This window comes from Deferribacter abyssi (genome assembly GCF_049472655.1).
Taxonomy (GTDB): Bacteria; Chrysiogenota; Deferribacteres; order Deferribacterales; family Deferribacteraceae; genus Deferribacter; species Deferribacter abyssi.
This window is the reverse complement of record NZ_JAQNCS010000003.1, coordinates 171,469-191,890: the sequence shown is the minus strand read 5'-3', so window position 1 is coordinate 191,890 and position 20,422 is coordinate 171,469. Positions and strand designations below refer to the sequence as shown.

18 protein-coding genes and 2 tRNA genes are annotated in these 20,422 nt (G+C 30.9%); 8 read left to right on the top strand and 12 right to left on the bottom strand.

All coding sequences use genetic code 11. The features are described from left to right. Window positions 1–314: 314 nt before the first annotated feature. Both OWK30_RS02975 and OWK30_RS02970 read right to left on the bottom strand, forming a co-directional pair. Window positions 315–405, bottom strand: a tRNA-Ser gene (locus OWK30_RS02975). 9 nt (window positions 406–414) lie between these two features. Then, window positions 415–506 (bottom strand) — tRNA-Ser (locus OWK30_RS02970). A gap of 322 nt (window positions 507–828) precedes the next feature. Between OWK30_RS02970 and OWK30_RS02965 the strand changes: the two genes are divergently transcribed. Beyond that, window positions 829–1,347: a hypothetical protein gene (locus OWK30_RS02965; protein WP_423323450.1), complete on the top strand. Its 519-nt coding sequence runs from the start codon at window positions 829–831 to the stop codon at window positions 1,345–1,347. Window positions 1,348–1,403: 56 nt separating this feature from the next. Here the strand turns inward: OWK30_RS02965 and OWK30_RS02960 are convergent, their stop codons facing one another. From OWK30_RS02960 to OWK30_RS02940, 5 genes are read right to left on the bottom strand one after another with little or no spacing between them, the layout of a single operon-like run. Further along, window positions 1,404–1,736, bottom strand: coding sequence for a nitrous oxide-stimulated promoter family protein (locus OWK30_RS02960; RefSeq protein WP_423323448.1), 333 nt, complete (start codon window positions 1,734–1,736; stop codon window positions 1,404–1,406). Window positions 1,737–1,779: 43 nt separating this feature from the next. Continuing rightward, complete coding sequence (locus tag OWK30_RS02955; RefSeq protein WP_423323446.1) at window positions 1,780–2,022, bottom strand: hypothetical protein; 243 nt, start codon at window positions 2,020–2,022, stop codon at window positions 1,780–1,782. Window positions 2,023–2,033: 11 nt separating this feature from the next. After that, window positions 2,034–3,014, bottom strand: coding sequence for an ATP-binding cassette domain-containing protein (locus tag OWK30_RS02950; RefSeq protein ID WP_423323444.1), 981 nt, complete (start codon window positions 3,012–3,014; stop codon window positions 2,034–2,036). A gap of 1 nt (window position 3,015) precedes the next feature. Next, complete coding sequence (locus OWK30_RS02945; RefSeq protein ID WP_423323443.1) at window positions 3,016–3,705, bottom strand: GTP-binding protein; 690 nt, start codon at window positions 3,703–3,705, stop codon at window positions 3,016–3,018. Beyond that, window positions 3,702–4,904, bottom strand: coding sequence for an ABC transporter substrate-binding protein (locus OWK30_RS02940; protein ID WP_423323441.1), 1,203 nt, complete (start codon window positions 4,902–4,904; stop codon window positions 3,702–3,704). The genes OWK30_RS02945 and OWK30_RS02940 overlap by 4 nt, the downstream gene beginning before the upstream one ends. A 114-nt stretch (window positions 4,905–5,018) precedes the next feature. Between OWK30_RS02940 and OWK30_RS02935 the strand changes: the two genes are divergently transcribed. The 3 genes from OWK30_RS02935 (at window position 5,019) to metH (ending at window position 9,576) form a co-directional block, all read left to right on the top strand. Then, window positions 5,019–5,633, top strand: a complete 615-nt coding sequence (locus OWK30_RS02935) for a flagellar hook-basal body protein (protein WP_423323439.1) — start codon at window positions 5,019–5,021, stop codon at window positions 5,631–5,633. A 12-nt stretch (window positions 5,634–5,645) separates the two neighbouring features. Continuing rightward, window positions 5,646–6,062, top strand: a complete 417-nt coding sequence (locus OWK30_RS02930; RefSeq protein ID WP_423323438.1) for a CoA-binding protein — start codon at window positions 5,646–5,648, stop codon at window positions 6,060–6,062. 142 nt (window positions 6,063–6,204) lie between these two features. Continuing rightward, on the top strand, window positions 6,205–9,576 hold the full coding sequence (gene metH / locus OWK30_RS02925) for a methionine synthase (RefSeq protein WP_423323436.1): 3,372 nt from the start codon (window positions 6,205–6,207) through the stop codon (window positions 9,574–9,576). Window positions 9,577–9,750: 174 nt separating this feature from the next. On the opposite strand, the gene OWK30_RS02920 is transcribed toward metH, so the two are convergent. After that, complete coding sequence (locus OWK30_RS02920; protein ID WP_423323434.1) at window positions 9,751–10,572, bottom strand: amino acid ABC transporter substrate-binding protein; 822 nt, start codon at window positions 10,570–10,572, stop codon at window positions 9,751–9,753. Between the two features lie 131 nt (window positions 10,573–10,703). Here OWK30_RS02920 and OWK30_RS02915 point away from each other — a divergent pair, with 131 nt between their 5' ends. The 4 genes from OWK30_RS02915 to cuyB all read left to right on the top strand — a co-directional run bounded on the left by OWK30_RS02915 (window position 10,704) and on the right by cuyB (window position 15,818). Then, a complete protein-coding gene (locus OWK30_RS02915; protein WP_423323432.1) occupies window positions 10,704–12,275 on the top strand; it encodes an ATP-binding protein in 1,572 nt (523 codons plus the stop codon). Further along, window positions 12,268–13,614, top strand: coding sequence for a sigma-54-dependent transcriptional regulator (locus OWK30_RS02910; protein WP_423323430.1), 1,347 nt, complete (start codon window positions 12,268–12,270; stop codon window positions 13,612–13,614). Before OWK30_RS02915 ends, OWK30_RS02910 begins: the two co-directional genes overlap by 8 nt. Before the next feature lie 216 nt (window positions 13,615–13,830). After that, window positions 13,831–15,114, top strand: a complete 1,284-nt coding sequence (locus OWK30_RS02905; protein WP_423323428.1) for a dicarboxylate/amino acid:cation symporter — start codon at window positions 13,831–13,833, stop codon at window positions 15,112–15,114. Continuing rightward, window positions 15,114–15,818 carry a cysteate racemase gene (gene cuyB / locus OWK30_RS02900; protein ID WP_423323426.1) on the top strand — a complete coding sequence of 235 codons (705 nt, stop codon included), beginning with the start codon at window positions 15,114–15,116 and terminating at the stop codon, window positions 15,816–15,818. The genes OWK30_RS02905 and cuyB overlap by 1 nt, the downstream gene beginning before the upstream one ends. Window positions 15,819–15,888: 70 nt before the next feature. On the opposite strand, the gene OWK30_RS02895 is transcribed toward cuyB, so the two are convergent. From OWK30_RS02895 to OWK30_RS02880, 4 genes are all read right to left on the bottom strand, one after another. After that, window positions 15,889–17,205, bottom strand: coding sequence for an FAD-dependent oxidoreductase (locus OWK30_RS02895; protein WP_423323424.1), 1,317 nt, complete (start codon window positions 17,203–17,205; stop codon window positions 15,889–15,891). A 134-nt stretch (window positions 17,206–17,339) separates the two neighbouring features. Next, the gene (gene cls, locus OWK30_RS02890) at window positions 17,340–18,746 is read right to left on the bottom strand and encodes a cardiolipin synthase (RefSeq protein WP_423323422.1); all 1,407 of its coding nucleotides are present in this window, start codon (window positions 18,744–18,746) and stop codon (window positions 17,340–17,342) included. After that, a complete protein-coding gene (gene mnmL, locus OWK30_RS02885) occupies window positions 18,740–19,636 on the bottom strand; it encodes a tRNA modification radical SAM protein MnmL/YtqA (protein WP_423323420.1) in 897 nt (298 codons plus the stop codon). The genes cls and mnmL overlap by 7 nt, the downstream gene beginning before the upstream one ends. A gap of 2 nt (window positions 19,637–19,638) precedes the next feature. Beyond that, complete coding sequence (locus OWK30_RS02880; protein WP_423323418.1) at window positions 19,639–20,382, bottom strand: ZIP family metal transporter; 744 nt, start codon at window positions 20,380–20,382, stop codon at window positions 19,639–19,641. Window positions 20,383–20,422 lie beyond the last annotated feature (40 nt).

Genomic DNA, 20,422 nt, shown 5'->3' with positions numbered 1-20,422 from the left:
TGCTTTCAAAATACATAGCACCTCTCCTTCAGTATATTATATAATCGATCTAAAGGTTACTTAATGATACGAAAAATGATCCTTTAGATCCCGTTATTATCAAAATTGTTTGGGTATAGTTTTGGATGTGACTTCCAGATATAATGTTATATATTTTACTAAAAACTATTTTAAAACATAATTTTAGTTTTGTCAATAAAAAATTAACTGGCGTCACTCCATTTATGCACAACGAATTTACATTAAACTAGATTTTTTGTAATTGGATGAACTTTATTTTATCGATAGGAAATATTTGTGTTTTCAATTTAAGACGGAGAGGGCGGGATTCGAACCCGCGGTACCCTTTTTAGGGGTACACTCGCTTAGCAGGCGAGCGCCTTCGACCGACTCGGCCACCTCTCCATAAAAAAATGGCGGAGGGGGTAGGATTCGAACCCACGGTGGGCGTTAACCCACAGCGGTTTTCAAGACCGCCGCCTTAAGCCAGACTCGGCCACCCCTCCGAATGAGCGAACCATTATATAATACATCATAAAAAATTTTTCAACAATTTTATTGCAGGAAATTACATTTTTTTTAAAATATAAAAACAATAAATAATTATAGCATTTTCAATATCGATGATCAAATTTGTAGTTTGTAATCTTTTTGAAGTATAAAATCTTCCATATTCTATTACCTTTGTAATTTTTATAAAAGATAGAATATAGTATTCTGTTCAAAAAATACTTGATTTAAATAGTTTTTGTAACTATACATATCGAATACAATTAAAAGAGGGGTATGAATTACCCTTTTTGTGTTCGATTATTATAGGAGGCAAGGATGAAAAAAATTTTATTTATTCTTTTAGCGGTAACGATAGCATGTTCACAAAATGCAATGAAAGACGAAGGAGAGAGTAAAACTGATATACACACAGAACAGGTACAGCAAGAAAAAGTTGTAAATACACAAACTCCTAAAGAAGCTGAGCAGAAAGTTGAAAAGAGGATAGTTGTTCCAGATGAGGTAGCAAAAAAATATAAAAGTGTAATAATTGCTGTTAAAGATAATCAAGAAAAAAAAGATATTGATACAGAAATAATTATTGGACAAACTTCTGAAGTATCAGGAACACCTTTATCAATTCAGGTGGAAGCATTTTTACCAGATTTTGTCATGGATGAGAATGGTGTTATGACATCCAAAACTGCTGAAGAAAATAACCCAGCTGTTAAAGTAAAAATTTATAAGGATAAACAGCTAGTTTTTGATGGTTGGGTTTTTGGTAAATTCCCTACAATGCATGCTTTTACTGATGATAGATATTCCATAGTTTATAAAAGTGCATTAAAAAAATAAAAGACCTTAGAAGTTATAGTGGGAAAGCCCCTAAAAAGGGGCTTTTTTTATTTTTGTCAAAAGAAATAATGAAGAACCCAATCAAGTCTACCCCTTTTTAAGAAATAGATGCCACTAAACTTCATAACTTTTTTAATTTTTTCTCTATATTCAGGTTTATAACAGTGTATCGTACAGTGTTTACATTGTGGTTTTGGATCTAAAGGACATTTTTCATTCCTTTTTAAAGCATAATGAAGAAGGTCATAACATTCTTTACAATATCCTTCTTTGTGTTCTTTTATGCCATTTTTTAGATGATTTTTCTTACAATACACCTTTATAAACTTCTTTAGGACTTTTGCGTCTTTTTTGATTCTTTTTTCTTTACTAAGGGCTCTTTTAAACATTTAAAGTTATGCCTCCAGTAGTAAAAATATTTAAAGCATGTTATCAATAATCTATGCCAGCTTCTTTAACATTTTCTGGAGAGAAAGCGTGACATGGAGTTACTCCGTAGGTCATCTTACACTTAGGGCATTTTGCTTCAAAAGTTTCCATCAAAAACTCTTCTTTACAATTTTTACATTTTATTTTCATAGGCATTGGCATATATTGATTGCTAAATCCCATCATTCTTAGTTTATTAACCACCTGTTTTCCATTTTCAAAATTTCCGCTACATCCTTCGTGCATAATAAACCCCCTTATATTTTATTTATTATAAACCCATCTCGTAGTTTATTTCTAATAGTTAATAGTTTTTGATCTATTTTCTCTAAAGCTGGTAAGATCTCTTTTTCTTCTTTTGTTGTTTCGATAATTTTAGAAATTCTACCATTATTTATAACAAGTCTTTTATTTGCTAATAGAGCTAGTATTGGATCATGTGTTGCCATAATGACGATTTTGTCATTACTAACTAAGAGTTCCAATGCTTTTTTTCTGTTTATCCCAGCATTTTCAATTTCGTCAATAAGTACAATAGGAGATTTACTTAAAAATGCTGTGTCTGCTATCATTAAAGCTCTTGATTGACCACCACTTAAAGATGTGATAGGAGCGTCAAAGTCAAATTTTTCTCCAGCTAATTCATTGGATTTTTCGTATATAAGCTGTACGATTTTTTCTGTATTTAAAACCATCCGGCTTTCAGCATGAAGTGTGATAAACTCTTTGACTGTTAAATCCACAACAAAATTCATGTTTTGCGAAAGTTGGGCTACAAGTTTTTTATCAGTGGAATACCTGAAATCTAGAGAAGGTTTTTGACCGTTTATTAAAATGGTTCTTTTTGTATTTGTATCTCCCTGTGCCAACCATTCGATATCAGCAAGCAATCTGCTTTTTCCTGAACCTGTTGGACCTACGACAGATATGATTTCTCCTTTTTTAATAGTTATTTCTATATTTTCTTTTTGTCCTGATTTATCGTAACCACCGAGAATTGTTAACGTTTCTACATTAAACTTGGATTCTTCTTCTTCAATATCTTTAATTTCTTCAATAAGATTGTTTATTGTTACGATTATTTCATTTTTTGTAACACCGTGTTCTAACAAATCGTCATCGTTAATAGTATCAAGAAACTGATCAAGAGTAAGGTCAAGGTTTTTTAGTGTTAAATTGTAACTGTCGAAAATATCTTTTATGTAAGGATATTTTTCTAAAAGTTCATTCAATTTCATATTACTCACCCATTTCCATTTTTCTTACATTTCCCATCTGGTATTGTTTGCCAATTCTTGTTTCGCCAAGACAATAGGAGCAGACAGCTGCTGGCATAGGGAATCTTAATTTATTTTCAGTAATTGAGTCTGCATCTTTTGTTTTTAACAAGAGATTAACAAGTTCGTTTGCTCCCTGACCTGTTATACCGTTTACATGCATGATGAATGCCTTAGGATTAACAAGTTTGACTTTTAATGCAAAAACTTCTCTTTCAGCTTGAGATACAATGTCACCCTTTGTTATTACAACAATATCAGCTCCTTTAAGCATGGGACCAATTTTTTTAGGTGTATTAATGCCAGATAGATTGTCAATAACACAAACAGCTAAAATATCTTTTATATGTGGTGAGCATCTATTACATAGTCCTGCACTTTCACTAATTAGAATGTCAACATTTTGTTTTTTTGCCCAGTTAAAGCATTCTTCAATGTTACTCACAAAATAGTGATCTGGACATATAGCTCCTGATAATCCTTTTTTTACAATGACACCTTTATTGGCGTAGATTTTATCGTCATCAGTGGATAGACAATCAAATTTTACAACTCCTACTTTCAAATTTCTTTTTTGCAGCTCATCAATAGCCTTAATAATAATACTTGTTTTTCCCGATGATGGAGGACCACTTACTGTTATAAGTTTCATGTGATAGCTCCTGCTAATGATTCGAACTTTTTATTAAGTTTAGTTATCAGTTCTTCTACATTATTTTCAAATAGATAATTCCAGCCGACCCACTTGAAGTTTCCTGGTTCAATAAGTGTGTTTTTTACTTTAGAGTTTACTGATGGGAAAAGACCTCTATGAGACAATATATCACCCACTTCTTTTGATATAAGAGCATCTGTTAAAGGCTTTACTATATCTTTTTTATCTTTTCTAACAAGGGCAAAAATAGGGCTAATAATTGCACCATCATCTGGCCATATTATTTTTATTGTTTTCAAGTTGCCAACCATTCTGGAAAAAAAGTACGGCATGACAGTTATAGCTGGTTTTTGACAGTTTTTCATTTGTTGAGTCTTTACAGCAACTGTTGGATGTAGTCCTGAGAACATAATTTTCTGAAGTCTTTCAATCCCCTCTTCACCGTAGTCAGCATAAATATGGATTAATATACTGTTGAACAAGTCAAAATCTCCAACGGGAATTGAAACTTGGTTTTCATAATTACCAAAAATAAGATCTTTCCATGATTTTGGTATTTCTTTTCCTTTTAACTCATCAAGGTTTACCATAAAAATTGCAGGTACTACTGAAAAAACAGAAATTGCGCTATAAGGATCTTTTATATTTGTATTCTTGAAGTCACTATTTAGAGGGAGAGGTACTATATCTTCATAAAACCCTTTTTTTATTAATTTCTTGGATTTTTCGTATAAGAAGAATTCAAAACCTGCTGATATTGAGATGTCTGGGATGGTATCATAATTATCAAAGTCTATTATTTCTTTCATCCATTCAAGGCCTTTTGATGCGGACTCAAGGTTAATGTTTACCTGATGATTTTTGGAGAGTTCAAATTCTTCTATCTTTTCGTTAATTTTCTCAAGTAAAGGTATTCTTACAGGACATGGTAACACACCGGCGATTGTAATATCACCATCTTTATGTTGCTCTAGCAAAGTGATATCGGTTTTATTTTCTTCAATTTCAAGGTATTCTTTTAACTGGTTTATGAGAGTATCAACATTTATTTTTTTCATATTAGCTAAAGAAGTTAGCGTAAGTAGTCTCAAAGGACTTTTTTCATTTTCAATATTTTTAAAACCTATGCTTTTAAAAAAGTTTACAGCTTTTGGTTTTTTTTCTAAAAGATCTTTTATTTTTAAGTCTGATTTCATTTTTCTTTCACCTCTTTTTTTATTCTGTGATTAATAATGGGAATAATTTTATATTTTTCTTTGATTATAGTCAAATTTGTTGAAAAAAGTTTTCGAGTGATTTACATTAGATATATGATTAAAGGTTTGTATAGTGCTTTAAGTGCGCTAAATGCGTCTACAGTATATCAGGAGAATACAGCTAATAATTTAGCTAATGTTAATACACCTGGTTATAAGAAAACCGTTACATATAATCAAGAACTTTCAAAAGGTGGTGTCAAAGTTTATTCTCTTTACGATACCAAGTCTCCTGGTTATTTAATTTATACCGGGAGAAACCTTGATTTGGCAATTAATGGTGATGGTTATTTTAAACTTATAGATAATACTAGAGAAATTTTTACAAGAAACGGGAACTTTAAAATGGATAAGAATGGTAATATAGTGGATAATAATGGACGGGTTTTATTGAATATAGGAAGAACAGGTGATGTAAGAGTTGCTTCTGACGGCACTGTGTATATTGATAAAGAGCCTTTAGGAAAAATTGAGTTATTTACCCCTTCAGGGAAGAAAATTCCTGATGGTGGGTATGAAATATTACCTGGTTATCTCGAGGCTTCCAATGTCGATATGGCAAGAGAAATAGTAAATATGATGGCTAATAATAGGTATTTTCAGGCAAATATAAAGAATATAAAAACAGTAGATGAGATGTTGGGCACTATTATAGATAATTTTACATAGGGGGATTATTAAATGCAACTTACTGATGACTTTTTAAGAGAGTTTTTGAAAAAAACAAAGAATATTATTATTGTCGGAGCCTCAAATAACCCTGAGAGGGCAAGTAACGGTGTTATGAAATTTTTAATGCAAAAAGGGTATAATTGTTTTCCTGTAAATCCTAAAGAGGAAGAAATCTTAGGTGTTAAAGCATACAAATCGATTTCAGATGTTCCTGTTACACCAGATATTGTGGATGTTTTTAGAAGGAGTGAATTTGCTCCTGAAATTGTAAAAGAGTCTATAAAGAAAGGTGCAAAACTAATATGGCTCCAAGAAGAAGTTTATTCTGAAGATGCAAAGAAAATTGCTGAAGAAGCTGGTGTGCCTATTATTATGGATAAATGTATTTTTAAAGAGTTTATGAGGTTAGGATTGTACGCTATATAGTGGTTACAACTTGTAGGATGTGATTATATCATGTCCTACATGATCTTTTAAATTGTTAGAGATCTCAATAACTTGTTGAAAAGTTATCATTTCATTGTTAAAACAAGCAGGAAAATTATATCTAAGTTTTTTAGAGGTGGAGATGTTTAAGAAGTTTGCTGAAAGTAGAGTTGTTCTTTTTGATGGTGGGATGGGTACTTCTATTCAGAAATTAGAAATACCAAAAGATAAATGGAAAGGTAGAGTTGGCTGTAATGAGATATTGAATCTTACATATCCAGAAATAATTGAGGATATTCATAAAAAGTTTTTTGATGCTGGTGCTGATGTTGTAGAAACAAATACTTTTGGTGCATCTAGACTTGTTCTTTCAGAATACAATCTTGAGGATAAAGTTTATGATATAAATTTAGCTGCAGCAATGATAGCAAGGAAAGCTGCAAATAAATTTAAAAATAAATTTATAGCTGGCTCAATAGGACCTGGTACTAAATTGCCAAGTCTTGGACAAATATATTTTGATGATTTGTATAAGATGTATGAAGAACAAATTAGTGGATTAATAGATGGTGGGGTTGATTTACTAATAATTGAAACATGTCAGGATTTGTTACAGGTAAAATCAGCGTTGCTTGCTGCATTTGATACGTTGAATAAAAAGAATAAAGATATACCTATTATGGTTTCCGTAACAATAGAACAGAATGGCACTATGCTTTTAGGATCAGATTTAACAGCTGTAGCAACTGTATTGAGAGATTACCCGATTTTTTCTTTAGGAATTAATTGTGCCGTGGGACCTGATTTGATGTATGAGCCATTAAAACAATTAAATGAATTATGGGATAGAAAGATTTCATGTATTCCTAATGCTGGATTACCTAAAAATATAAATGGTGAATTTGTGTATGACCTAACTCCTGAAAAGATGGCTGAGATTATGGCTGATTTATGTGAGAAATATGGGTTGGATTTTATAGGTGGGTGTTGTGGAACTACTTATGAACATATTGCAGCTTTGAGAATGGTGGCGAACTCTTTTGAACCAAAAATTAAGAAAAAATACGAATATAAAGGAGAAGCAGCAAGTTTATATACGTCCACTAAGCTGTTGCAGTCTCCACCACCAACCCTTATTGGAGAAAGAGCAAATGCTAATGGGAGTAAGGCTTTTAGAGAACTTTTGTTAAAAGATGATTTTGATGGAATGGTAAATGTGGCTAAAGAGCAAGAAGATGTTGGTGCTCATTTTGTTGATGTGTGTGTAGCATATGCAGAACGTAATGAAATTAATGATATGAGTAGATTTGTTTCGATGATAAACACTGCTTTGACTATACCGATAGTAATTGATTCTACAGAGCCACATGTTATAGAAAATGCTCTTAAAAGATATGCTGGTAAACCTTTAATTAATTCTATTAATTTTGAAGATGGTGGTGAAAAACTTCATGAAATTCTAAAAATTGTAAAAAAATTTCCAGCGGCTGTTGTAGCTTTAACAATTGATGAAGAAGGTATGGCTATGACAGCTGAAAAGAAATTTCAGATAGCAAAGCGAATATACGATATATGGACTAAAGATTATGAGCTTAATCCAGAAGATCTTATCTTTGATCCGTTGACTTTTTCAATTGGCAGTGGGGATGAAACTCTTATCTTTGCTGCTGTTGAAACTCTTAATGCTATAAAAATGATAAAACAAAGATTAAAAGGTGCTAAGACTGTTTTAGGTGTAAGTAATGTTTCTTTTGGTTTGGCTCCGCATTCAAGACATATTTTAAATTCAGTTTTTTTGAGTGAAGCTGTTAAATGTGGCCTTGATATGGCAATTGTTAACCCTGCGAAGGTTATGCCTCTTTCTGAAATTTCTAAAGATGAGGCTACGCTTTGTCTGGATTTAATTTATGGCAAAAACAATGCACTTGAAAGATTTTTGGATTATTTCAGTAAAAGAGTAGAAGAAAATGATGATAAGTTAGTTAATAAAATATCTTTAGAAGAACAATTGAAAAAGAAAGTGTTAAAAGGTGACAAATCAGGATTAGAAAAATTGCTTGATGAACTTTTAAAAAAGTATTCTCCAATTGATATTATCAACAATATCCTTATTGTGGCTATGAAAGAGGTGGGGGATCTTTTTGGTGCAGGGAAAATGCTGCTTCCTTTTGTTTTACAATCAGCCGAGGTGATGAAAAAAGCTGTGCTCTATCTTGAAAATTTTATGGAGAAAGATGATTCTCAAAATAAAGGGGTTATTGTACTTGCAACTGTAAAAGGGGATGTGCACGATATTGGAAAAAATCTTGTGGATATAATTTTATCAAATAATGGTTATAAAGTATATAATCTTGGTATAAAAGTACCGGTGGAAGATATGATATTGAAAGCTAAAGAGGTAAAAGCAGACGCTATAGGGATGAGTGGTTTGCTTGTTAAGTCGACTGCTGTAATGAAGGACAATATTGATCAGATTAAGAAACATAAGTTAAAAACAAGAATTTTACTGGGGGGGGCTGCGTTAACTGAAGGGTTTGTGAAAAATGAATGTGAGCCTATTTTACCAGGAGAGGTTTTTTACTGTAGAGATGCTTTTGATGCTATTAAGTATTTGGAAAAGAAGGTCAATGATAATGAGAAACTGGTAGATAATAAGCTTAATAAAGTAAATAAAAAAGTTGTTGAAGAGGAGCTGGATGTGAGAAGTAATATAAAACCTGTAGATAATCCACCTAAACCCCCTTTTTGGGGTAATACTATTGTGAGAAATATTAATTTTGATGATGTTGTAAAATTTATGAATCTTTACACTCTTTTTTATACTAGATGGAGTTATAAAAAGAAAGAAATGAGTGATGAAGAATATAATAACTTATTGAAGAAAGTTGCTTATCCTGAATTTGAGAAAATTAAAAATACAATCATTGAAAAAAATCTTTGTGAACTTTCCGTTGCTTATGGATATTACAAAGTAAAAAGTAATGGAAGATATTTGCTTATTTATGATAATAATGAAAAACATATTGCTACAATGAAATTTCCAAGACAGAAAAAAAATCCTTATTTATGTGTTGCTGATTATTTTCATGATTTAGAATCTGATAAGTTTGATGTTTTGCCAATACAGCTTGTAACTATTGGAGAAACACCTGTAAATTATACAAAAAAACTTTTTAATGAGAATAAGTATAAGGAATATTTTTTATATCATGGTTTTTTTACAGAATTGACTGAGGCCTTAGCAGAATATTGGCATCATGTTATTAGGAAAGAACTTGGTATTGAGGATAATTCGATTTCTGTAGAACAGATTTTAAATATAAAATATCAAGGGAGAAGGTATAGCTTTGGGTACCCATCATGTCCTGATTTAGAAGGAAACTTGATAATTCATAAATTACTTAAAGGTAAAGAAATAGGTGTTTCACTAACTGAAGATTATGAAATGGTTCCAGAATACACAACAAGTGCTATAATTGTTTATCATCCAGAGGCAAGTTATTTTGTAACATAAAATAGATTGAAATTAATATTATAGACAAAAATTTAATGTTTGTATGAGTTAGAAAGATGTTTTGCATACATTAGCAATAACTGTAATAGAGTGATGTGTATTATTAATTAATCGATCGAGAAAATCAATGTTTATAAAATTTGCTTGAAAGATTAGTATCTTCTAGATCCCCTTTCAAGGAGAAATACTGTTTTTTCTCCACCAATTGCTTGGTAAATCAAAAGAAATGACAGACAAATATTCTCTCAAATATGGAGAAATAGGGATGGTAGTATTATTAATTTTAAACCATTTTTTATAAATATCGAAATAAAGGTTAGTTTTAATTGTCCATATTAAAAAGTTATTAACAAAGTCTCTAAAATCAGAGTTGTTTTCTGGTAACATGAAAGCGTATGGTTCGTAACCGATGGGTGTGTTTGAAATGGTGAACTTGTTTTTATTTTTGATTTTTTTCATAATACCTAAAAGAATTGTTCTATCAGAGCAAAATGCATCAATTTTTTCTTGCTCTAGCAATGGTAGAGAATCGAAATGCTCTTTTAAAAGTACTAACTTTTTTAATTTGATTTTATGATTTTTCAAAAATTTTACTAAAAAACGATAATTGGTTGTATTTTTAGTGACGGCAACAATTTTATCGTTTAGGTCATTTGAGTTTTTAATGATATTTTTGTTGAATATTATTGTAGTTTCGGAAAAAAAATAAATGAAACTAAAGTCTACAATTTTTTCTCTATCAAAGCTGTATGTTGTTGAACCCATTTCTATATCAATATCATTGTTGACAATTTTTTCAAATCTATTTTGAGTTGTGATTTGTACTGGGATTAATTTAATAGGTTTACCAAAATGATCACTTAATTTCTCAACTAGGAGGTTGGCAAAGTCTACAGCAAAACCTTTGAATTTTTTATTGGAATCAATATATGAAAAGGGATATAAATGATCTCTAAAACCTATTTTGATTGTTCCATTTTTTTCTATTTTGTTCATAATATTTTCTGAGAAACTAGGAGTTGAAAAGATTAGGAAAATAATAATAAATAAAAATCTATAAACAAACATACGCAAATATATTATAGACTTTTATTAAAATCAATAGTATTGCAAAGTAAAGGGAGTTTATGCTGAAAAAAGGTATAAGATTAAGATCCTATATATTTTTATTTTATATAGTTACAGGTTTATTACCATTACTCCTTTTGACCTATTATTATACCCAGGAATATGTTAACAGTTTTTTAAATGAATTACAAAGTAGTGTTTCAACTTCCCTTAAAAATATCACTGTTTCTATTGATGAAAAAATTATAGGATATAAAAAGAGTACTTTTGCTATTGCACAATTATCTATAATTAAAGCAAGCATGACAGAATACCTTTCTCCGTTGAAGAAGGATTTTTTGAATAAGAGATTAAAAGAGTTTGGTGATTATTTTGGGTTTGATTCTGTTTCTTTAGTAAGAGAAAATGGAAAAGTACTGATCAGAACTAAGCAGAGTATGGATAATGATTCTATAAGTTTTAAAGAACCAATAATTAGTTTTGATAAAAAGTTATTGGGTTATGTTTGTAGTTATGTAAAATTAGAAAAGTTGTTGAAGTCTTTCATCGATTTTACAATTGATAAAAATTATAAAACAGGTAAAGAAATTATTTTCAATAATAGAATTTTTTACAAAGAAAACAAGAAACTAGTAGACCCTATAATATTTTCTTTAACATTAAAGAATGCACCTGTACAATTGAATTACTATATTGATAGGAAAGCTGTTTTTATTAATTATAAGAATAAAATTATTACTATTGTTGCATTGATTTTATCATTTGTATTTTTATCTATGATTTTTAGTTTTTATTTTTTAAACTGGATTACTATGCCGTATAAGACGCTGTTGGAAAGTTATGATATTGTTGCAAAAGGGGATTTAAATTATAAAATTACTGATACTCATAGCAAAGAAATTAACTTTGTTTATGAGCAATTTAATCAAATGCTAGAGAAGTTGAAGAAAACTCATGAAAAAATTATACAGATTGAAAAGCTTTCTTCTTTGGGGCTTTTAAGTGCTGGTATTGCTCATGAGATAAAAAACCCACTTGCTAGTATTAAAATGGGGTTGGAATCCTTGAAAAGAAACTCTAGTAGATGTGATTTAGATACCATTGAGATTTTGGATAGTGAGATAGATAGAGTTAGTAAGTTAATTGTAAATTTACTTAATTTTGCAAAACCTACTCCGGCAATGAAGTCAAGAGTAGAACTTTCTGATGAGATAAAAAGTTGCTTAAGGTTGTTAAAACATCAGATAGATATTAAAAGGGTAAATGTCGAGTTAGATTTGGAAAGATATGTGTATTTCCTTGATAAAAATCATTTTCAACAGATATTATTGAATGTTTTTTTAAATTCAATTCAAGCGATTGATAGTGATGGTATAATAAGTGTCAAGGGGTTTAGAAGTGATGAAGGATATATTTTAAAAATAATTGATAATGGGAAAGGGATTAAAAAAGAAATTTTATCAAAAATTTTTGATCCTTTTTTTACCACAAAATATTCTGGTACTGGTTTGGGGCTATCTATTGTTTATAGTCTTTGTAGAGAAAATGACATAGAATTTGATATAAAAAGTGAAGAAGGGGTTGGTACTGAAGTTATATTAAAATTTATAAAGGTTGACGAAGATGTATAGGATTGCCATAGTTGATGATGAGGTTAATTTTGTAAAATTCTTGGCAAAGAACTTAAAAAATGAAGGGTTTATTGTTGATATATTTTTTGACGGCTCTAGTTTTCTGAGATATCTGGAAAATTATGATCCTGATGTTGTTTTACTTGATTTGGGTCTGCCTGATTGCCATGGTTTGAACCTTTATCCTAAAATTTTGAAATCGAACAATCTGACTCAGGTGATTGTTATTACCGCTCATGGAAATCTTGATACGGCAGTGGAAGCAATAAAAATGGGTTGTTATGATTATGTTAATAAACCGTTTGGTTTGGATGAAATTATATTGATAATAAAAAGGGGTTTAGAAAGAAAGAAAATTTTAGAAGAATTGAGTTTTAGGAGAAATAAAGAGTATGAGAGTGTTGAAATAGATTCTTTAATTGGTTCAAGTGCGAAAATGAATGATTTAAAAAAACTTTTAAAAATGGTGGCGGATGCGGATGATGTTACGGTATTGATACAAGGAGAAAGTGGTACTGGAAAAAACTTATTTGCAAGACTTATTCATAACTTGAGTAAAAGAAGAGAAAATCCCTTTATAGAGGTGAATTGTGCATCTATTCCTGATAATTTGATAGAAAGTGAGTTGTTTGGTTTTGAGAAGGGTGCTTTTACAGATGCGAAAGGCAATAAAAAAGGGTTAGTAGAATTGGCTGATAAAGGAACATTGTTGTTGGATGAAGTGGCTGAAATCCCTATTGATATGCAGGCTAAGTTACTTTCTTTTTTAGAAAACAAAACATTTAGAAGAGTTGGAGGTGTGAAAGAATTTAAAATAGATGTTAGGGTTATAGCTTCAACAAATAGAGACTTAGAACAACTTGTAAGAGATAAGGATTTTCGAGAAGATTTATATTATCGATTAAATGTAATAAACATTAAAATACCTCCTTTGAGAGAAAGAAAAGAGGATATTTTAGAGCTAGCTAACTTTTTTTTGGCACAATATACAAAGAAATATAATAAAAAACTGATTTTTGATGAAGAAGTAGTTTCAATTTTAGAAAAATATCAATGGCCTGGAAATATAAGAGAGCTAAAAAACCTTATTGAAAGAGCTGTAATTTTATCTAATGAACCGGTTATTACAACAGAACATTTTGTTGTAAAATGTGATGAAAATATCCAATGGAATTATTCTTCAGACAGAAAAGGTGTTTTAGAGATTAATAAAATTGAAAAAGAAATGATTATGAGAGCATTGGAAGAGAGTGGTTTTGTTAAAACAAAGGCTGCTGAAAAGTTAGGAATTAGTAGATATGCTTTGTTGAGAAAGATGAAAAAATATAAATTATTATAGGTTGGTAGGGGTTAAGTGTAGTTTTGATTCATAATGTAAGATGAAGAACGTTTTATGAATATTGGATTATATGTGCGATATAGCACATAGTTGTTTGATATCGCACATTGTTTTTTATTATTATCATCTTAAAATTTTTTATTATCAGATAGTTATAACAAAACAATAACTGGCACTTTTATTGCATTTAAATTTCAAAACTTACGGAGGTGCATAATGAGTCAAAAGGAATCTTTGTGGTCTTTGTATTTTAAATCAAATCTTTTATTAAGAATTCTCATTGGATTAGTATTGGGAGCTGTATGTGGAATAATTTTTGGTGAGAAAATTATGTGGGTGAAACCTTTTGGAGATGTTTTTGTTAGGTTGTTAAAAATGATTGTTTTGCCTGTTGTTATAACTTCTTTAATTGTAGGTTCGGCTAGTATTCATCCTTCGAGAATTGGTAAGATTGGTGTTAAAGTGTTAATTATATATCTTATAACATCAGGTTTTGCTGTGGCTATTGGTTTGTTTTTCGGTAATTTGTTACATCCTGGATCAAGTGTAGATCTTGCTACGGTTGGGCAAGGAGTGGTGAAAAAGGCAAGTGCTCCAAGTTTGGTTGATACAATTTTAAATATTATTCCCAAGAACCCATTTGCTGCAATAGCTAAAGGACAAATCTTGCCAACCATATTTTTTTCCATGCTAATGGGTATAGGTCTTGCTTTTTTAAGAGGTAGTGAAGATTCTAGAATTAGAAATTCAGCAGAGACAGTATTTAACTTTTTTGATGGTGCTGCAGAGATAATTTATAGAATAGTTAAATGGATTCTGGAGTATGCTCCTATTGGTGTTTTTGCGCTTATTGCAATTGTATTTGCAAAGCAAGGGGCGAAAGCTTTTGGTCCATTGGGAGCTGTGACTTTGACAGTTTATCTAGCATTGCTTGTTCATCTTATTTTGGTGTATGGAGGCTTGCTAAGAGTAACAGGAATTTCACCTATAAAGTTTTTCAGTAAGGCAAAAGAAGCTATTATTACTGCTTTTGTCACAAGAAGTAGTAGTGGGACATTGCCTGTAACAATGAATGTAGCAAAGAATCAGCTTGGAGTTTCGAAAGGTGTTTATTCTTTTACATTACCTCTTGGTGCTACAATTAACATGGATGGAACTGCTATCTATCAAGGTGTTTGTGTTATGTTTGTAGCTTTTGCTACAGGAATGAATTTAACCTTATCACAACAACTTACTGTAATTGTTACAGCAGTTTTAGCTTCTATTGGAACAGCAGGAGTCCCTGGTGCTGGTGCAATAATGCTGCTTATGGTATTAAATTCTGTTGGTTTGGACCTTTCAGCTAGTAGTCCTGTATCATTGGCTTATGCAATGATTTTAGGTGTCGATGCATTACTTGATATGGGAAGAACAGCTTTAAATGTTGCTGGAGATTTGACTTGTACGACTGTTGTTGCAAAATTTGAAAAAGAAGTAGACTTCAGTATCTTGGAAAAATAATGAAACGAGCTGGTATTATTGGTGGTATGGGTCCAGAGGCAACTCTGGACCTTTTTAAAAAAATTATAAAGAATACTCCTGCTAAAAAAGATCAAGAACATATTCCGTTGGTAATTGATAACTACCCTCAAATACCAGACAGAACAGCTTTTTTATTAAATAGAGGTGAAGATCCTTTTCCTTACCTATTAGAATCTATGAAACGGTTGGAAAGGGCTGGAGTTGATTGTTTGTGTATGCCGTGCAATACCGCACATTACTTTTTAGAAGCTTTAAGAGAACAAACGCAGGTAATTTTTATAAGTATTGTAGAGTCTGTATTGGAAGATATTATTAAATCTGATAAGGAGTATAGAAAAATTGGTCTTATGGCAACCGATGGTACATTTATAGGGAAAGTATATCATATACCTTTTGAACAGAAAGGTCTCAAAATAGTAGACTTTAATAATGATATTCAACGAAAAATAATGGATTCTATTTATACATTAAAGGCTGGGGAGCTTACAAAAGCTGTGAATATTTTTAATGATGTTTTTGTAAAGATTGTGAGTGAGGATTATGATTGTTTAATTGCTGGTTGTACAGAAATTCCAATTTTGCTTCAATATGTTAAAGTAGATAGAAAAATTAACATTTTTGATGCAACAGAATCTCTTGCGAAGCATGTAGTGTCATATTGTTTGAATCAATCTGTTGGATAATATTAAATTGAGGACATCCTTTATTAAGGAAATAATAATTTAGATTCGATGAGATTAAGCTATATATAAATTATTTAGTTTTTTTTATCGCTTTTTGTGCGGCAATTAGCACAGGATCCCATACTGGGGAAAATGGTGGTGAATAAGAGAGGTCAATCCATGCAAAATCATCTATGGTAATTCCCATGCTTATGGCAGTAGCTACTATATCAATTCTCTTAGCTACGACATCTTCTCCAATCATTTGACAACCTAGTATTTTTCTTGATTTTCTGTTGTGGTAAAGGATTACTTTTAAGCGTCCATTACCAGGGTATGATCCTCTTGTGTGAGAATTGATAACTGTTTTGTCAAAATCTATTCCTAACTGATTCATTTGAAATTCGCTTAGTCCTGTAGTGGCAACAGTATATTCAAAAAATTTGAAAACTGCAGTTTGAACGATTCCAAAAAACTCTAAAGTATTTCCATAAACTATATTATGTGCTGCAACTCGTCCTTGTTTGTTAGCTGTTGTTCCAAGTGGATAATACACATAATCATCGATGATTCTGTTATATGCTAATGTTACATCTCCAACTGCATATACATCTTCTATATTTGTTTGTTGGTATCTGTTTACTTTAATAGCGTTTTTTATTCCTTTTTCCACCTCAAATAATTCGCTATTTGGTGTGATTCCTGCAGATATAACAAACATGTCGGCTTTAAATATAGCTTTGTTTGTCTCTAATTGCCCTTTTGATTTTGAGATGATGTCTATATTTAGGTGTAAATCGATATCTTTTTCTTTAATTTTATGATAAACTTTTTCATTTACCTCATCACAAAAAGCAGGTAATATTCTATCCATTTTTTCAAGGATTATAACTTTCATACCTAATCCTTTGAAAACTTCAGCTAGCTCTAGATTCACATAACCTGCACCGATTAAACATACCACTTTTACTTCATTATTTTGAAGATATTGTTTAATGTTTTTTAAATCTTCCAATGTCTTGAAATAGAATGAATCTTGTTCATTGTTAAATATTGGAATTTTGTTATTTTTAGCTCCAGTTGCAATAACAAGCTTGTCATATTTTTCTTGAAATGTTTTTTCATAGTTTTTTACTATGACGGTTTTAGAATTTAAATTCATATCTAAAACTTCGTGATGTAATCTATAATCTATACCACGTTTGTTAACAATTTCATCCAAACTAAGAGCATATAGATTTTCTGCAGGTATGTTAGGAAACATAAGATTATAAGGCATACCGCAAGCACCATATGAGACGTCACCACCTTTTTCAAAGACTATTACCTCAAAATCTTTTTTCTTTCTTTTTATGTTACTTGCGCATGTTAATCCTCCTGCAATACCACCTATAATAATTATTTTCATTAATAAACTCCTAAAATAATTTTGCTTTTTTAAATTATATCATAAAAAATGATTTTTGGCTAACTGTTAGCTAATTAATTGTTTCAACATAAAATAAGTTGATACTTTGTTAATATTTATTTATGGTTTTGCAATTATAGTACTGGTGAAAGAGTGCGGCAGAGACCTTCAAAAATTCTTACACTAAATGGTCTGTTAGTTACATATTCATAGTTTATTTCTTTTGCCATATTAAGATAATAACTAAATAACTGGGTTATTTGATAAGAAAAATCGCTTGAATATATAATTACGTTGAGTTCAAAATTTAGTCTAAAGCTCCTGATGTCAAGATTGGCTGAACCTACAGTTACCCAGTTATCGTCTACCTTAATGATTTTTGCATGTAACATTATGTCCTTCATTTCGTAAATTTTTACACCTGCAGTTAATAGCTCTTCGTAATATGATCGACCTGCTGCAGCTACCATTGGGTGATTATTTCTTCCAGGAAGTAATAATTTTACTAATACACCTCTTTTGGCTGCATTTTTTAATGATTCCATGATTGGTGGATCGGGGACAAGATAAGGAGTAACTATTTCAATGGATTTTTCAGCTTGGTTAAAAACTGTGAAAAGAGTATCATAAATGTAAGGAGATTCTTGGTCTGGACCAGAAGGTATAATATGGACTGTAGTATCACCACCTTTTATTTCTTTTTTGTTGAAAATTTCAGTAATATCTTCTTTTGTTATAAAATACCAATCTTCTGCAAAAATCTCTTCAACAAATTTCACACCATTACCTTTAAATCGTATGTGAGCATCATACCATTTTTGGTAATTAAATAGGTTGCCTACATATTCATTTCCTATATTTATCCCACCGGTATAGCATACCTCTCCATCGATAATGGCAATTTTTCTATGATTTCTGAAGTTTACCCTTGAAAAAGTTTTAAAGCTCAAAGGTGATAGGAAGGGAACACACTTTCCTCCTGCTTTAATTAATGGATTAAGTGTTTTTTTGAGTGTCAATCCAATGGCACCAATTCCATCATAAATAAGAAAAACTTTTACCCCTTCTCGTGCTTTTTTGGTTAATAACTTTATTAAAAATTTACCTACATCATCTTGGCGGAAGACATAATATTCTAGCAGAATATAATTTTTAGCGTTAGTTATATCCTGAAAAAGTTTTGAGTACTTTTCAATTGCGCTTGGTAGTAGCTCCATCTTACTACATAAGAATGGCTCAAGTCCAGTTATATGCTCAATGATTTTTCCAAATTTATTTTGTTCATATTCAGGTAGATGGCTATGATATTGAGTGACATGGATTTTTTTAGAATCTTTTATTTTTCTTTCAACAATCTTTTTTAATCTGTAATTTCCGAAAAGAATGTATAAAATAGCACCAATATATGGGAAAAATATAACTACCATCAACCAAGCAAGAGTAGCTCTTGCTTCTCTCCTTCCTGATAGAATAATAAGTGCAAAAACAAAAGAGATTATTAAACCTATATATTGAAATGCAAGTTCTAATATTGTTAACATTGTTTGAATTTACCTTGAAAAAGATTATTTATTTTCATGTAATTGTCTAGTTTTTTTAAAAAGTCACTTTTACTTGTTGGCCATTTTGGAGCAACAAGCAAATCGTCAGGTGCATCACCAACTACTCTAGCTATTACTGTATTTTTTGGCAAAAAAGAGAGGCTGTGAGCAAGAATTTTAATGTATTGGTTTTCTGTTAACAGGTTTATTTCTCCTTTCTGATATTCTATGTACATTTTAGTGTTTTTTATAATATGTAGGTGGTGAAATTTTATAAAATCTATTTTTTCTTTTGCTAAGTATTTAACGGTTTCATACATCATATTTTCGTTTTCTCCTGGTAAGCCTAATATTATGTGTGCGCAAACAGGTATTTCATATTTTCTTGTTAGTTTTAAAGCATTATCAAACTCTTCAAATGTGCTTGCACGGTTTATTTTCTGCAGTGTAGAATTATGGATAGTTTGAAGTCCATACTCTATTACAATATCAATTTTTTTGTTTATGTTTTTTAAATATTCAAGTTTTTCTTCATCAATGCAGTCTGGTCTTGTACCCACATATAATGCCACAATTCTACTGTCAATAAGAGCTGATTCTAGTTTTTTTTTGATTATATTAATTGGTGCATGAGTATTGGAATATGACTGGAAGTAAACTATAAATTTACTGATTTTTCGTCTTTCTAGTTTTATCATTTTATCTAAAATTTGCTTTTTTATTTCATTTGTACTGATTTTTGAAAACGAACTGACATTACAGTATGTACATCCTCCAAAACCTTTTGTACCATCTCTATTTGGACAAGTAAAACCTGCATCTACAGGTATTTTCCAAACTTTTCCCCCATATTTTTTTTTTAGAAACTCATTGAATGTGTAATATCTCATATTTATCCTAATGCATTATCCAAAATTAACATAACAACAAAGCCTAAAATTATTCCAAAGGTGGCAAGTCGTTCATGCCCTCCTCTGTGAGTTTCAGGTATAATTTCATCACTGATTATGAAAAACATAGCACCTGCAGCAAATGATAAAAAGAAAGGATAGAGTGGTAGCATAATAGATACAATGCTAGCTCCTAATAATCCTCCTATGGGTTCAACAATACCAGATAAAAAAGTAATGCCGGTAGCATACCAAATACTTTTCCCTTCAGAAATTAATGCAGCAGCTACAGCCAACCCTTCTGGGATATTTTGTAAACCAATAGCTATTGCAAGAGATACACCATTTTGAACTTGGTCTCCACCAAAAGAAACTCCCACAGCTAACCCTTCAGGAAAGTTATGTAATGTAATAGCGAACACAAAAAGCCAAACTTTTCTAAGTCTAGAAGGTGGACCTTCATAACCTTTTTCCACATGGTAATGTGGGATAAATTTTTCCATATAATTTAAAAAGATAGCTCCAGCAAGAAATCCAATAACTGTGATAGTTATTCCTCCTACATCCATAGCAGGTATAAGTAAGCTGAAGATAGTGGCTGCAAGCATAATTCCTGCTGATGTACCAAGCATAAAATCCAAAACTGCTCTCGTGGGATTTCTTATAATAAAAAGAGGGATAGCCCCAAGTGTTGTTGCTAATCCTGCTAAAGAACTGGCTAAAACTCCGTAAAAAATTGTATTCATCAACAGACCCCTATTAATTTTACTACTTGTATTTTGGACA